Below are 12842 nucleotides of genomic sequence, written 5' to 3'. Positions count from 1 at the left end.
GTATATGAGACAGTCCCTACCCCGCCCGGCCGGACGTCCGGCGGTCCGTCAACCGCCGGACGTCACGGCTCGTTCAGCGGGCGGCGCCGGTGCCCGCCTGGTAGGCGTCGGCCTGGAGCGTGAACATCTCGGCGTACTCGCCGCCGCGCGCCATGAGTTCGTCATGGGTACCCGACTCGACGATCCGGCCGGCGTCGAAGACGTAGATCCGGTCGCACTCGACGACGCTCGCGAGGCGGTGCGAGATGAGGACCGTGATCCGGTCCGGGCGGTGCTTGTCGCGGAGGACCGCCTGGTAGACGGCGTGCTCCGCCCTGGGGTCCATGCTGGCCGTGGGTTCGTCGAGCAGCAGGACGGGCGCGTCCTTGTAGAGCCCCCGCGCGACGGCGATCTTCGCCCACTGACCGGCGGACAGCTCCTGTCCGCCCTTGAAGCGCTTGGACAGCAATGTGCGCCAGGTGTCCGGGAGTTCGGCGACGACCTGGTCCGCGCCGGAGGCGGTCGCCGCGTCCAGGGCCTGCCGTGGTTCGGCCTCGGTGAGCGTGCCGCGGGAGGCGGTGATGTTGGCGAGCGCGCTGAACGGGTAGTGCAGCGGGTCCTGGAGGACCACCGACACCCGCGCCTGGAGGGATTCGGCGTCCATCCCGGCCGTGTCGATACCGTCCCAGCACACGGCCCCGCTCACGGGGTCGTAGAGGCCGGCGATCACCTTCGAACAGGTGCTTTTCCCCGAGCCGTTGACGCCGACGAACGCGACGGTCTCCCCCGCGCGCAGGGTCATCGACACTCCGTCCAGGGCCGGGACCTCCTTGCCGGGGTAGGTGTACGACACGTCCCGCAGTTCGATCGCGGCCACCTTCTCCGGCGCGGCCGGGCCGTGGCGCCGGGGTTGCAGGGAGCGGCAGCGTTCCTGGAAGGCGAGCAGGTCGTCGACCCACATCGCGTGCTCGTAGACCAGGTGTGCGACGTCCATGAAGCGGGTGAGGGAGCCCTGCGCGGCCTGGATCGCGAGAACGGCCCCGGCGCCGGCGGCGAGCGGCATCCAGCCGGCCACGAGCATCAGCGCCAGCGCCACGTACGTGATGCCGGTGCCGACGCCGCCGAGTGCGCGGCCGGTGAGTGCGAGCTTCGCGGAGTGCACTCCGAGCCTGGTGTCCTCCTCGGCGATGCGCGCGGTGATGCGGTGGTGTTCGTCGAGCAGGGCGCGCTGCGCGGTGTCGGAGCGCAGTTCGGCGGCGGAGTCGCGGTCGAGCAGCAGCCAGGAGAAGAGCCGTACCCGCCGCTGGAGCGCGTTCCAGCGGCGGAAGGAGTGGAAGCGTGCCCGCGCGGAGCGGATCGCCGCCGCCCCCACCGGCAGTACCGACAGCGGCAGGAGGGCGATCAGCAGCGGGTGCAGGACGGCCAGGACGCCGGCGGTGCCGAGGATGCCGAGTCCGGCGGACGCCAGCGACACGACCTGCCCGACGATCTGCCGGGCGTAGAACAGGCCGCGGTCGTGGGCGCGGTACGCGTCGTCGTGCCACTCGGCGTCGTCGACGACCTCCAGCCTTACGTGCGCGGTGAGTTGCAGGAACTCCCGCTCAAGGGCGGTACGGATCTTCGGCGTGACGTGGGCCTGTGTCAGTGAGACGCCGGCCTCCAGCAGGGCCCGCGCGGCGAGGAACGCGACGACGAGCAGGATCTGCGGGACGGCGGCCCGCACGCGGTCCGGTGTCGGCCCCTCCCCGAACAGCTGGTGCAGCACGGCGACGGAGGCCATCAGCCCGAACGCGGACATGGCGGCGGAGCCGAGCTGCAGCACGACCAGCGCGATCGTCGCCCGCCGGTCGGCCCGCCAGGCCAACTCTCCGACCCGCCGCACGATGCGCGGCAGGCGCACCAGGATCTCACCGACGGTCGCGTTCGCGGCGGCCCCGTCGTAGACCGACCAGTACGCCTCCTTCAGGTCGTCCGCGAGGTCTCCGTCGTCGGACCCGGCTCCAAGGTGGGCCGGGGGCGGGCCGAGCGGCTTCCCGCGCTGCGCGGGTACGTCGGCACCGGTCTCTGTCTGTTTGCCGTCGGTCTCTTTCTGTTTGCCGTCGCTCATACGGCCCACCCCCGGTGCGGCCGCGCGGCGCGGCGGGAGCGGCCGGACGGGTGGTGATCCGCCCGGGAGGCGGTTTCCGCCGTTCGGCGGAGCGTCGTGACGTCGTGTTCGAACGGGGTGGGCGTCGGCGGGAGCACAGGAACTGTTCTCATCGGGTCCCCCAGTCGGGTGCGTGACGGGCACTGGTGCTCCCATCAACGCCCGCCCAGGGCAGACGTAACGGACAAATGCCGGGCAGATCGTGAACACATGTTCCGTTCACCGTCGCAGCCCGTACGCCGTCCCGACCCCTCGCTCGAACACGTCGACTCACCCGTTCGGGTGTCTTGCCCGGGGTCCGCACCGGCTCTATCCCCGCGGCCTGCGAGCGCACCGCAGCCACCCGCTGTGGTCCCTCGCGGGGTCGCTCAGTGGCCCGCGCCCGTGTTGATGTCAAAAAGCTTGGTGAATGCCCTGCCGCCGTCCGTGGACTCGTAGACGCCGTCCGCGGTGGCGGCCAGCACGTGTCGCTTGTCGACCGCCGTCAGGGCCTGCACGCCGGGTGCGGCCCCGGGCACCTCGCCGGTTCTGCGCCAGGTGGCGCCGCCGTCAGTGCTCCGGTGCACGCCGCCCCTGCTGTCGAGGCCGTAGAGGGCGCCGGAGGCCGGCCAGGAGACGAACGCCAGCGCGGGCTCACGTCCGGTACCGAAGGTGCGGCCCCCGTCGGTGCTCCTGGCGACGCCGTCGGGGGTGGTGGCCAGCACGGTGTCCGGGTCGTTCGGGCTCACCGCCAGGTCGAGCGCCTGGAGGCGGGCCCGGTCGTCCCAGGACCTGCCGTCCTTGCTGACGCGGAGCATGCCCTTGGTGCTGTCGTAGCCGTAGGTCGTGTTGTGGGTGTGTTCGAGGGCGTGGAAGTCGGCCTCGCCGCCCAGGGAGAGGGTCTTCCAGGTCTTACCGGCGTCGGTGCTCTCGATCAGGCCGTGGTGGGCGGGCTCGCCGCTGCCGGGCGCGGGATGGCCGCTGGCGAGGAACCTCTTCGGTCCGGCGACGGTGAAGCCCATGAAGTCGTCCGCCCTGTCACCGACTCGTACCGGATCCCCGGACTCGCCGGTCGTGAACAGCCCGTGGTGGGTGGCGACGTACAGCCGCTCGTCGGAGGGGTCGAGGGCGAGGCCGTGGACGTGGCCGAGGGTGGCGGACTCCGAGTCGGCCCCCGTGTCGGAGGCGTCCGCGCCGCAGGCGGTGAGGACCAGCGCGAGGGTCGACGCGGTGAGAGCGAGCCGTGGTGTTGCCTTCATCGTCCTGTCCTGGCTGGTTCGCGGTACGGGTGTGTCGTCGCCGGTGACCGACGCCGTGACCGGCGTGGGTTTGCCGTCCGTGCACGGCGGGCTCCTGTGCCAACCGTACGGAGTCAGCCCGCGCCGCGGGAAGCCGGGCAGCCTCGTGCTCGCGGCCGGCAGCGGAAGCCCGGCGGCCGCGCCCACCGCCAACCAACCGGGCACGCGCGCCGCCGGGGTCGCCCGGCCCTCCGCGAGGTCGGTCAGGTCCGTCCGGGTCCCGCGTCGCGGTCCGGGTCCTCTGGGTGCTCCGCGGGCCGGTCGGCCCCGCCCCGACCACCGGCGCCGTGGCCGCCATGGCCCCGCGTCATACCCAGCATCATCAGCGGGCAGGCGAGCACGACCGCGAGCACCACCAGCGTGGCGGCCGGGACGCCAAGGGCGAGGGCGCCGACAAAGAGGATCGCGAGAGCGATCGCGTACAGCCCGTACTCGCGCGTTCTCGTGATCGACTCCTCTGCGGGAGGGCTGGTAACACCGTCCGCGCCTTCTGGTTTCGCGGAGGCGGGCCCCTGTGCCGTCCCCCCACCGGCGGCACGCGGCGGGGCGGTGGTCCGGACCGAGAGGTCCGGCCGGGCATCCGCACCGTTCAGCACCCGGAACAGCAACACGACGGCGGCGGCCACCGCCGCCCAGAACAAGATCATGCTGAACGACATCGCGAGCCACCCCCACCCGTGGAGGCCGTCCTCGTACCAGAACATCATGGCTTCTCACCTGCTTCGGCTGGCCTGGCGGCTGGGCGGAGTCCTGGTGACCTCCCTTGCCTGCCAGGGTCCGCCCGGCGCGTCCGGCCCGACAGGGCCGGACGGCCCGACGGGCCAGGCCGTCCGGCCCGGCCTGGCCGAGACGGCCTCCGCCCGCGCCCCCGCCTCACCGGCGCCCGCCCGCAGGCGACTTGTCGCACCCGTCGCCTGTCGACCTCAGCGCACCGTCGCCACCGCCCGGGGGCCGGTCGCCAACCGCAGGCCGACCGCGACGAGCGTCCAGCCGAACCGGACGCGGAGGCCGCCGCCCCCGGCCGTCGTTCGGCGGTCCGCGCGGCGACAGGCACGGGCCTCGGACCGGAGCTCGTCGGCGCGGGTGTGATGGAGGAAGAGATGTGCGTCGGGAAGCATCGTGCGACCTCTCGGTTCAGTCTGTGCTCACGGGCATGACGTGCGAGTGGATGCGCACCTGCTCGGCAGCCGGGTCACCCTCCGCCGACTCGCGGTAGCTCTCGACGAGTTCGTGCATCTTCTGGACGAGTTCACGGGCGAGTCGCGGCGTCAGGTCGAGTGTCCAGTCGCTCAGGTCCGAGGAGCGCTGCCATTCCGGCGACCACCCGTCGCGGGTGGCGATCCAGGTGGCCAGCTCCTGCGTGTGGACGTTCGCGACCTCGTGCATGAACAGGTGGGCCGCGCCCCGCACTTCGGGGTCGGCGTCGTACATCAGCGCGTCGTCGAAGCTGACGCCCCGGTGCACCGCGCGCCACCACCGCTCCCGCCCCTTGCCGAACTCCGGCGCGTCCTCGACGAAGCCGTGCTCGGCGAGCTGACGCAGGTGGTAGCTCGTCGCGCCGCTCGACTCGCCGAATCTCTCGGCCAGTTGAGACGCCGTCGCGGGGCCGGCCTGCCGCAGCGCCTTGAGCAACCGCATGCGCAGCGGATGGGCGAGCCCGCGCAGGGACCGTGCGTCGAGCCGGCGGACCTCGGAACTCTCGTGCTCACTCACACAGCAGAGCGTAGAGATACAAAGACTCCTTTGCAAGCAGTTCTTTGCATCTCCCGCCAGGAGACCCACCAGGACCCTCCGGCATCGCCACGCCCACCTCCCGCCCAGTAGGCTTCCCGGGGTGAACAGCACTGCTCCGACTCCCCCCACCTTCCGCCTGATCGTCACCGGCGGAGGCACCGGCGGCCACACGTACCCGGCGCTGACCACGATCCGCGCCCTGCAGCGACGGCTCGCCGCCGAGAACCGCACGCTCGACGTCCTGTGGATCGGCACGGAGAACGGGCTGGAGGCCCGGGTGGCGCCGGCCGAGGGCATCGCGTTCGCCACCGTCGCCACGGGAAAGATCCGCCGGTCCGCCAACCCGCTGAAGCTGGTGAGCCCGTCGAACGTCCGGGACATGGCACGCGTGCCGCTCGGCGTCGCCCAGGCCCGCAAGCTCGTCGCGGACTTCCAGCCGGACGTCGTGCTCGCCACCGGCGGCTACGTCGCCGTCCCCGCCGGCCTGGCGGCACGACTGTGCCGCCGCCCCCTCGTACTCCACGAGCAGACCGTCCGACTCGGCCTGGCCAACCGCAAGTTGGCCGGCTCCGCGACGCGCATCGCCGTCTCCTCGGAGTCGACGCTGCCCCTGCTGCCGGAAGCGGTACGCGGCGCGGCCGTCGTCACGGGCAACCCGATCCGCCCGGAGGTCCTCGCGGGCCACCCCGACAAGGCCGTCGAGGCGCTGAACCTGCGCGGCTTCGACCGGCGGCTCCCCACCGTGTACGTCACCGGCGGCGCCCAGGGCTCCCAGCAGATCAACGGAGTGGTCCGCGACTCGCTGTCCTGGCTGCTGGAACGGGCCAACGTGGTCCACCAGTGCGGCCCCGACAACGTCGAGGAGCTGCGCCGGCACGCGGCCGCCCTGCCGGCGACGCTGGCCGGCCGCTACCACCTCACGGGCTTTGTCGGCCCCGAACTCCCCGACGTACTGGCGCTCGCCGACGTCGTGGTCTCGCGCAGCGGCGCCGGCACGCTCGCCGAGCTCACGGCCCTCGGCCGCCCCGCCGTGTTCGTCCCCCTGGCCACCTCGGCCGGCAACGAACAGGCCCACAACGCCCGCCACCTGGAGGAGGCCGGCGCCGCCGTCGCCCTCGTCGACGACGTGACACCCGGCCGCCTCCAGGACGCCCTCGCCCCGCTCCTCACCGACCCCGCCCGCCGGGAAGCGATGGCGGAGCGGGCCCGCGCCCACGGCCGCCCCGACGCGGCGGACCGCCTCGTGGACGTCCTCCTGGCCGCCGCGACGAACTGAACGCTCGCCGCACGAGGTGGGCGCGGGCCGAGGGCGAGACCTACGTCCGCGTCCGCCTCGGGCGGGTCATCGTCGCCTGGTCCGCCGGCCGAGGGGACAGCCGGTAGGACTGGGCGAGGTGGCGTTGCAGCCGGATGTGGCGGAACTGGTAGACGGCGCCGGTCTGGCGCAGCACGCCTCGGCGGTAGGCGTCCTCCAGGAAGGCGACCGTGTTCCACGGCAGCCTGCCCGTCAGCGGCAGCCAGACGCGGGACAGCGTGAGCCACTGCCCCCAGGCGGTGAAGACCAGCACGTACGACGACGCGCCGCCCAGTCCGCCGACCGCGCCGAGCAGGGCGGCGTCCGCCAGCCGCCACACCAGCGGCCCGAGGAGGTCCTGGAACAGGCCGACGACAAGGAAGCCGCAGAGGCCGACGCCGAGGGTGACCGCCGGCACGAGTACCAGGAGCCGGTGGCCGGCGGTCACGCGGTTGGCGGAGAGCAGCCGGAGGGGCGTGGCCGCGGCGGTGACGTCCATCGGTGCCTCGAAGGCCGCGAGCAGCCCGAAGACCAGCCCGGCCGACAGGCCGAAGATCAGCGCGAAGACCAGCATGTTGATCAGGACGCCCCGGAACACCCCCGGGTCTGACAGCGACGATCCGAGGTAGAGGACGCGGAGCAGGGCGTGCGCCCAGGCGTATCCGATGCCCAGCACCGCCCCGGCCAGCAGCATGAACCCGAAGCGGGAGGTGAACGCGCGCAGTGGCCGGCGTACCACCCTGCGGTCGGCGGCCGGCAGTCTGAGCCGTACCCGGGACGGCTGGAGGGTGACCCGGTCCAGGGCGGCCATCACGGCGTAGACGAGTCCGAAGGCCGCCCCGGCGATCATCCCGACCAGCGTTCCCTGCACCAGCACGGCGTCCGGGCCGAACAACTCGGCGGACTCCCAGGGTTGGGCGAGCATCCCCACCAGCCAGGTCGCCGCGGCCATGCACAGGGCGGAGGTCAGGGTGACGTGCAGGACGCGGGTCCAGGTCGGCAGCCCGCGGCTGAGTCGCCACCAGGCGAGGTCCTGCCGGCCGCCGTCCCCCTGGTCGAGGCTGTGGGCCAGGTAGCCGAGCCAGCGCCGGGCGCGCTCGACGTCCCATGTCCGCTGCCGCCGGCCGTCCTCGGACCGCTCGGGCGCCCGGCGCCGGTAGACCGTCGGCACGAAGCCGGCCAGCAGGTGTTCCTCCAGGTCGCTCGGGGTGGGGAAGCGTGTGGTGTCGAGGAGTTCGGCCGGGTTCCGGTCGGGCGCCTCGCTGTACATCGTCCGGGCCAGGATCACCATCAGCGGAGTGCGCAGCACGTCGGCGAGTGACGCGGCCCCGGGGGCGGCGTCACCGGTCCGCAACGCGTCCAGCACCTCGTCCCACACGCCCGTGCCGCGAGGAGCGTCGTGGGCGACGGGTCGTGCGGTGCGGGGCAGGTAGGCCGCGAGATCGTCGACGGTGAGGTCGGCCAGTTCGATGCCCGCGGCCCACACCAGGGGTGCGCGGGTCGCGGTGACGACCTGCTCGTACTCGTACCGGCGGCTGGTCAGGACCAGCGGCAGGGAGGTGTCGTTCAGCGCGTCCAGCGCCGCGCCGCGCAGGCCCTGCGCGATCTCGTCGAACCCGTCCAGGACCGGCAGGATCAGGTCGGCGTCGACCAGTGCGGCGGCCTGCGTCGTTCCGCCGGCGACCCGGCGGGCGAGGTGGGGGTGGTCCCGCAGCAGCCGGCCCACCAGCAGGTCCCGCACGGTGGTGGCGGCCGGGTCCCACGAGCCGAGGCTGACGATCACCGGCACCGGATCCGCCGGCGCCCGGGCCGCGAGGAGGTCGAGGGCGAAGCGGACGGCGAGCACCGACTTCCCGGAGCCCGCCCGACCGAGTATCACCAACCGCCCGGAGCCGACGCGCCGGTAGGTCTCCGCCACACTGCGCACGTCACCGCTCAGGTCCACGCCCACGGCGGTGGCGCCCGGTTCCAGCCGCTGGACGTTCTCGGGGTGGTCTGTCAGGGAGGCGGGCGCCGGCCGCCATCGCACCGGAAGCGGAAACGGATCGTGGACCCGGCGCTGCTCCTCCTCACGCCGCCAGCGACGCCGCACCTCCCTGGCCAACGAGTCGGCGGCGCCGCTGAGCACGCCGTCGACGGCCGGCGGCGAGGGGACGGGTGACGCGGGCGTGGGAGGCGCGGGGGCCGGAGTCGCGGACGCGGGCGGAGGCGTCGCCCCCGTTTCGGCGACGGGGGCCGGTGCGGGCGCGGGGGCCGCCGGTTCGGACGCGGAGGCCGCCGGTGCCCGGTCCAGGGTGTCGATGAGCCGGCGCCGCTCCTCCGGCCCGGCTTCCAGAGCGTCCGCCAGCAGGTGCAGGGTCTTCACCCGGTGGTCGGTGGACTTGCCGGTCTCCAGTCTGCGGATCGTGCGCACGCTCACCGCGGACCGCTCCGCCAACTGCTCCTGGGTGAGGCGGGCGCGCTTGCGTAACTCGCGGAGCAGCGCGCCTGGTTGGTCCGTCATTCGGGCTCCCACCTCACCACGGATACGGCAGGTCATGAGCGTAGCGTGACGACCGGTCACGCATGGCCGGTCAACTGGCCTGTTCCCCGAGCTGCGTGAACGCCATCGTGACAACGGATGACCGGCGTCCCCCGCCGGCACGTCACACGAAGGAGCACCCCCGGATGGGACCCTCAACTCCGCGTCGGCTGAGAGCTCTTGGCATGTCGCTCGCGGCCGCCCTGGCGCTCACCGCGCTCGGCGGCCCGACCGCTCGGGCGGACGCCCCCGCCATCCCCGAGTTCGCCGACGGCTTCGGCCTGACGCAGGACCCCGGGAAGACCGAGGTGCGTTCCGGTACTGACTTCACCCTCACCGTGACCACACCGCAGGTGTCGGGACCGCACAAGATCCGCGTGTTCCTGCCCAGCGGCTACCACGCGAATCCGGGGAAGCGCTGGCCGGTGGCGTACTTCCTGCACGGGGGCGGCGGCACCGTCAACGACGCCGCGGCCGCCCCCGCCCTGCGCTCCGACAAGATGATCACTGTCGTTCCGGACGGCGGCCGCAAGGGCTGGTACGCGAACTGGAAGATGCAGAACACCGTACTGAAGGCCGCCAACTGGGAGACCTTCCACCTGGAGCAGGTCGTCCCCTTCATCGACGCCAACCTGCGCACCGCGCCCGACCGCGCGCACCGCGCGGTCACCGGCCTCTCCATGGGCGGCTCCGGCGCGCTGCACTACGCGCAGGCCCGGCCCGACCTTTTCGGCCACGTCGCCGCGCTCTCCGGCGGCCTGGACTTCGGGATGGCCGAGATCCGCGCGACGGTCGTCGCCACCGAGCTGAACCTCCCCGGCGCCTGGTGCGCGGTGAGCAGCGCGAGCGGGTGCCCCGACTACGGCCCGTACGTCGACAGCGACGCCATCTTCGGCTCGCCCTACCCGGTGTTCGGCGCCGACCGCCTCTGGCGCGCCTACGACCCCGCGGCCCCGGCCAACCTGGCCAGGCTCGCCGACACCTCGATCACCCTCTACACCGGCGACGGCGACGTCGTCGACGCGCAGACCGCACGCGCCGCCCGCACCGTCAAGTCCCGACTGGACCAGCTGAACATCCCCAGCCGCCTCGTCGACTACGGCAACGGGAAGTCCCTCGCCCCCACCTGCAACGGCGGCCACAACTACGGCTGCTGGGCCCCGGCCTTCGCCGACTACGTACCCCGCCTCGAAGCCGCCTTCGCGGCCGCCGCGACCCGCTGACCGCACACGCCGTCACACTCACCGAGGAGAAGCCACCACCATGGCAGAGCACAAGCAGTGGAGCAGGGCGAAGCTTCCCATAGCCCTCGGCGCCGTCTGCGCGACGGTTCTGACCCTGTCAGGCCCGGCCGCGGCCCAGACCCGGGCGGCCCAGACCGAGGCGGCCCAGACCCGGGCGGCCGGGAACGAGCACGCCGCCACGCTCGCGGCACTCAAGAGGTTCCAGGCCGCCGCCGGCCCGGGCGCGGCCGTCCACGCCGGGAACGTTGACAACTCCTGGACGCTGTCCGTCGGCACCGGCACCGTCCACACCACCCGTCCCATCCAGTCCGACGAGCACTTCCGCATCGGCAGCCAGACCAAGACCTTCACCGCTGCCGTGGTGCTGCAACTCGTCGACGAGGGAAAGGTGTCGCTGGACGCGGCGATCGACGACCACCTGCCCGGCGTCGTGTCCGGCAACGGTTACGACGGCACCCGTGTCACCGTCCGCCACCTCCTCCAGCACACCAGCGGCCTGGCGGCGTACAACCCGTACCCGGTCACCCAGACACCCAGGCCCAACCCGGACGGCACGTACGACCTGGCCGCCTCGGTACGCAAGGGGCTCAGCAGCCCGCCGGTGGCCGCGCCCGGCGCGGGATTCACCTACTCCAACACCAACTACTTCGTGCTCGGCATGCTCGTCGAGAAGGTGACGGGCCAGCCGGTGCACCAGGCCGTCACCGACCGGGTCATCACCCCGCTGGGCCTGGAACGCACGGTCTTCCCCGCGCCCGGCAACCGCGCGCTGCCCGCCCCGGCGGTCAACGGCTACCACGGAGCCCGGCTCGGCGGCCTGTACTTCTGGGCTCCGGCCCTCAGCTACGACCCGTCCCTCTTCAGCAGCGCGGGCGCGATCATCTCCACCCTGGAGGACCTGACCACCTTCTACCGGGCGATCACCTCGGGCGAGGTCTTCTCGCCCGCGAGCCTCACGGAGATGGAGAAGGTGTGGAAGGCCGAACCCGGTAGCGACGGCGGCGTGGGACTGGGCATCGGAAAGATCAAACTGTCCTGCGACACCGTGGCCTGGGGCCACAACGGCGGCGTACCGGGCTATCACACGGAGACCCTGGTGACCAAGGACGGCCGCCACGCGTCCGTCGTGACCAACGCGCTGTTCCAGCTCAACACGCCGACCCAGCAGCTCACGGAGCTGCTGGACACGGCCCTGTGCAAGGACGCACCGAAGCGCTCCTGACACCTCGCCGCGCCCGCCGCCGACCGGAGGCTCCGCGAGACACAGGGGATCTCGCGGGGCCTCACGGCGGCACACCCTCGCCCTCACACCACCGCACCACCGCGCCACCGCACCACCGCACCCGCGTTGTCGAGGAGTTGACATGGCGTACCGCTACCGATGCGGCGAATGCGGCTTCACCACCCGGTGGACCACCGAGTCCGAAGCCGAGGACCTCGCCGTCGCCCACTACGCCGACCGGCACCCCCGACTCGTCCCGGGCGGCAGCGTGGAGATCAACCGGAAGAACCCGACCTCCCTCGGCTGCGTACCGCTGTTCGGCCTGGCGTGCCTGGTGCTGTTCCTGGTCATCGCCTCCTGCCAGCGCTAGTCGAGGACAGAGCCAAGCCCGTGGCAAAGGAACTCGACGCCACCGACACGGACGCCTTACGGACACCCGAAGGGGGGACAGGATGACCGGCCCACGGCTGCTGCCGCTCGGCCCGGACGACCCGCGGCAGCTCGGCGCGTACCGCATCGAGCGGCGGATCGCCTCCGGCGGGATGGGACGGGTCTATCTCGGCCGGTCCGGCAAGACCGGCGAGGGCTGCCACCTCGTCGCCGTCAAGACGCCGCTCGCCGAGGGCACGATCAGCCCCGGCGACCGCAGGCGGTTCGCCCGCGAGGTGGAGCTGGCCCGTCGGGTGGACAGCGTGTACACGGCCCGCGTGCGCGATGCCGGTCTCGCGGATCCCCGCCCGTGGATGGCGGTCGACTACATACCGGCTCCCCCGCTCTCGGAACTGGTCGACACCCAGGGCCTGTTGCCCGCTTCGGCCGTCCGCTGGGTGGCGGCCGGCGCCGTGCGCGCCCTGATCGCCCTGCACGACGCAGGCGTCATCCACCGGGACGTGAAACCGCAGAACATCCTGCTGCCCGCGGCGGGCCCGCGCCTGATCGACTTCGGCATCTCCCACGCGTACGACCTCACCCGGACCGCCCTGACGCTGGGCACCCTCGCGTTCAGCTCACCGGAACAGGCGCGCGGCCAGGAGTCCACCACGGCATCCGACGTGTACTCGCTGGGCGCGACGCTCTTCTACCTGGCCGTGGGCCGCCCGCCCTACCGCGACACCGATAACGTGCTCCAGCTGCGCGCTCTCGTGGACAACAACGACCTCAGTCTCAAGGGGCTGCCGAAGGAGTTGGCCCCGCTGATCCGCCCCTGCCTGGCCGCCGAGCGCACCAAACGCCCCGAACTCCGCGACTTACTGACGGAGTTGGACCACACCGCACCTTCGGGAGTCGGTGAACGATGGCTGCCACCGCGCTGGATGGCGCTGATCGACGCGTACGAGACCGAGGGCCGCCGGCTGCGGGGCGCCGTCCCCAGCAGCCGGACGGCGACGGAACGCCTGCTCACCCAGGTGCTCCCGCTGTCTCTTA

11 protein-coding genes are annotated in these 12842 nt (G+C 72.7%); 5 read left to right on the top strand and 6 right to left on the bottom strand.

Going from position 1 to position 12842, the window contains the following annotated elements; translation table 11 throughout:
* Window positions 1-73: 73 nt before the first annotated feature.
* The 5 genes from GL263_RS11080 to GL263_RS11060 form a co-directional block, all read right to left on the bottom strand.
* Window positions 74-2086 (bottom strand): ABC transporter ATP-binding protein, encoded by a 2013-nt coding sequence (locus tag GL263_RS11080; protein ID WP_182855456.1) that lies wholly within the window; start codon window positions 2084-2086, stop codon window positions 74-76.
* Between the two features lie 407 nt (window positions 2087-2493).
* Complete coding sequence (locus tag GL263_RS11075; protein WP_182855455.1) at window positions 2494-3363, bottom strand: F510_1955 family glycosylhydrolase; 870 nt, start codon at window positions 3361-3363, stop codon at window positions 2494-2496.
* A 242-nt stretch (window positions 3364-3605) separates the two neighbouring features.
* The gene (locus GL263_RS11070; protein WP_228456408.1) at window positions 3606-4109 is read right to left on the bottom strand and encodes a DUF2933 domain-containing protein; all 504 of its coding nucleotides are present in this window, start codon (window positions 4107-4109) and stop codon (window positions 3606-3608) included.
* 216 nt (window positions 4110-4325) lie between these two features.
* Window positions 4326-4520 carry a hypothetical protein gene (locus GL263_RS11065; protein ID WP_182855454.1) on the bottom strand — a complete coding sequence of 65 codons (195 nt, stop codon included), beginning with the start codon at window positions 4518-4520 and terminating at the stop codon, window positions 4326-4328.
* Window positions 4521-4536: 16 nt separating this feature from the next.
* Complete coding sequence (locus GL263_RS11060; RefSeq protein WP_182855453.1) at window positions 4537-5115, bottom strand: helix-turn-helix domain-containing protein; 579 nt, start codon at window positions 5113-5115, stop codon at window positions 4537-4539.
* 121 nt (window positions 5116-5236) lie between these two features.
* Here GL263_RS11060 and GL263_RS11055 point away from each other — a divergent pair, with 121 nt between their 5' ends.
* On the top strand, window positions 5237-6412 hold the full coding sequence (locus GL263_RS11055; RefSeq protein WP_182855452.1) for a UDP-N-acetylglucosamine--N-acetylmuramyl-(pentapeptide) pyrophosphoryl-undecaprenol N-acetylglucosamine transferase: 1176 nt from the start codon (window positions 5237-5239) through the stop codon (window positions 6410-6412).
* Window positions 6413-6452: 40 nt separating this feature from the next.
* On the opposite strand, the gene GL263_RS11050 is transcribed toward GL263_RS11055, so the two are convergent.
* Window positions 6453-8933 (bottom strand): helix-turn-helix domain-containing protein, encoded by a 2481-nt coding sequence (locus GL263_RS11050; RefSeq protein ID WP_182855451.1) that lies wholly within the window; start codon window positions 8931-8933, stop codon window positions 6453-6455.
* 203 nt (window positions 8934-9136) lie between these two features.
* Here GL263_RS11050 and GL263_RS11045 point away from each other — a divergent pair, with 203 nt between their 5' ends.
* The 4 genes from GL263_RS11045 to GL263_RS11030 all read left to right on the top strand — a co-directional run.
* A complete protein-coding gene (locus tag GL263_RS11045; RefSeq protein WP_228456406.1) occupies window positions 9137-10174 on the top strand; it encodes an alpha/beta hydrolase in 1038 nt (345 codons plus the stop codon).
* A gap of 40 nt (window positions 10175-10214) precedes the next feature.
* Window positions 10215-11417, top strand: a complete 1203-nt coding sequence (locus GL263_RS11040; RefSeq protein WP_182855449.1) for a serine hydrolase domain-containing protein — start codon at window positions 10215-10217, stop codon at window positions 11415-11417.
* Window positions 11418-11559: 142 nt separating this feature from the next.
* Window positions 11560-11787, top strand: coding sequence for a hypothetical protein (locus tag GL263_RS11035; protein ID WP_182855448.1), 228 nt, complete (start codon window positions 11560-11562; stop codon window positions 11785-11787).
* Window positions 11788-11869: 82 nt separating this feature from the next.
* The coding region (locus GL263_RS11030; protein WP_182855447.1) for a serine/threonine-protein kinase at window positions 11870-12842 on the top strand (973 nt) is incomplete at its 3' end.

Source organism: Streptomyces durbertensis (assembly GCF_014156695.1).
Taxonomy (GTDB): domain Bacteria; phylum Actinomycetota; class Actinomycetes; order Streptomycetales; family Streptomycetaceae; genus Streptomyces; species Streptomyces durbertensis.
The sequence above is the reverse complement of the archived record's forward strand: the minus strand, read 5'-3'. Positions and strand labels throughout refer to the sequence as shown.

What these genes read in the sequence shown, in the direction of transcription:
- GL263_RS11050 (WP_182855451.1), bottom strand. Translation starts at nt 8,933, where the DNA reads ATGACGGACCAACCAGGCGCGCTGCTCCGCGAGTTACGCAAGCGCGCC.
- GL263_RS11065 (WP_182855454.1), bottom strand. Translation starts at nt 4,520, where the DNA reads ATGCTTCCCGACGCACATCTCTTCCTCCATCACACCCGCGCCGACGAG.
- GL263_RS11070 (WP_228456408.1), bottom strand. Translation starts at nt 4,109, where the DNA reads ATGATGTTCTGGTACGAGGACGGCCTCCACGGGTGGGGGTGGCTCGCG.
- GL263_RS11075 (WP_182855455.1), bottom strand. Translation starts at nt 3,363, where the DNA reads ATGAAGGCAACACCACGGCTCGCTCTCACCGCGTCGACCCTCGCGCTG.
- GL263_RS11080 (WP_182855456.1), bottom strand. Translation starts at nt 2,086, where the DNA reads ATGAGCGACGGCAAACAGAAAGAGACCGACGGCAAACAGACAGAGACC.
- GL263_RS11045 (WP_228456406.1), top strand. Translation starts at nt 9,137, where the DNA reads ATGTCGCTCGCGGCCGCCCTGGCGCTCACCGCGCTCGGCGGCCCGACC.
- GL263_RS11035 (WP_182855448.1), top strand. Translation starts at nt 11,560, where the DNA reads ATGGCGTACCGCTACCGATGCGGCGAATGCGGCTTCACCACCCGGTGG.
- GL263_RS11040 (WP_182855449.1), top strand. Translation starts at nt 10,215, where the DNA reads ATGGCAGAGCACAAGCAGTGGAGCAGGGCGAAGCTTCCCATAGCCCTC.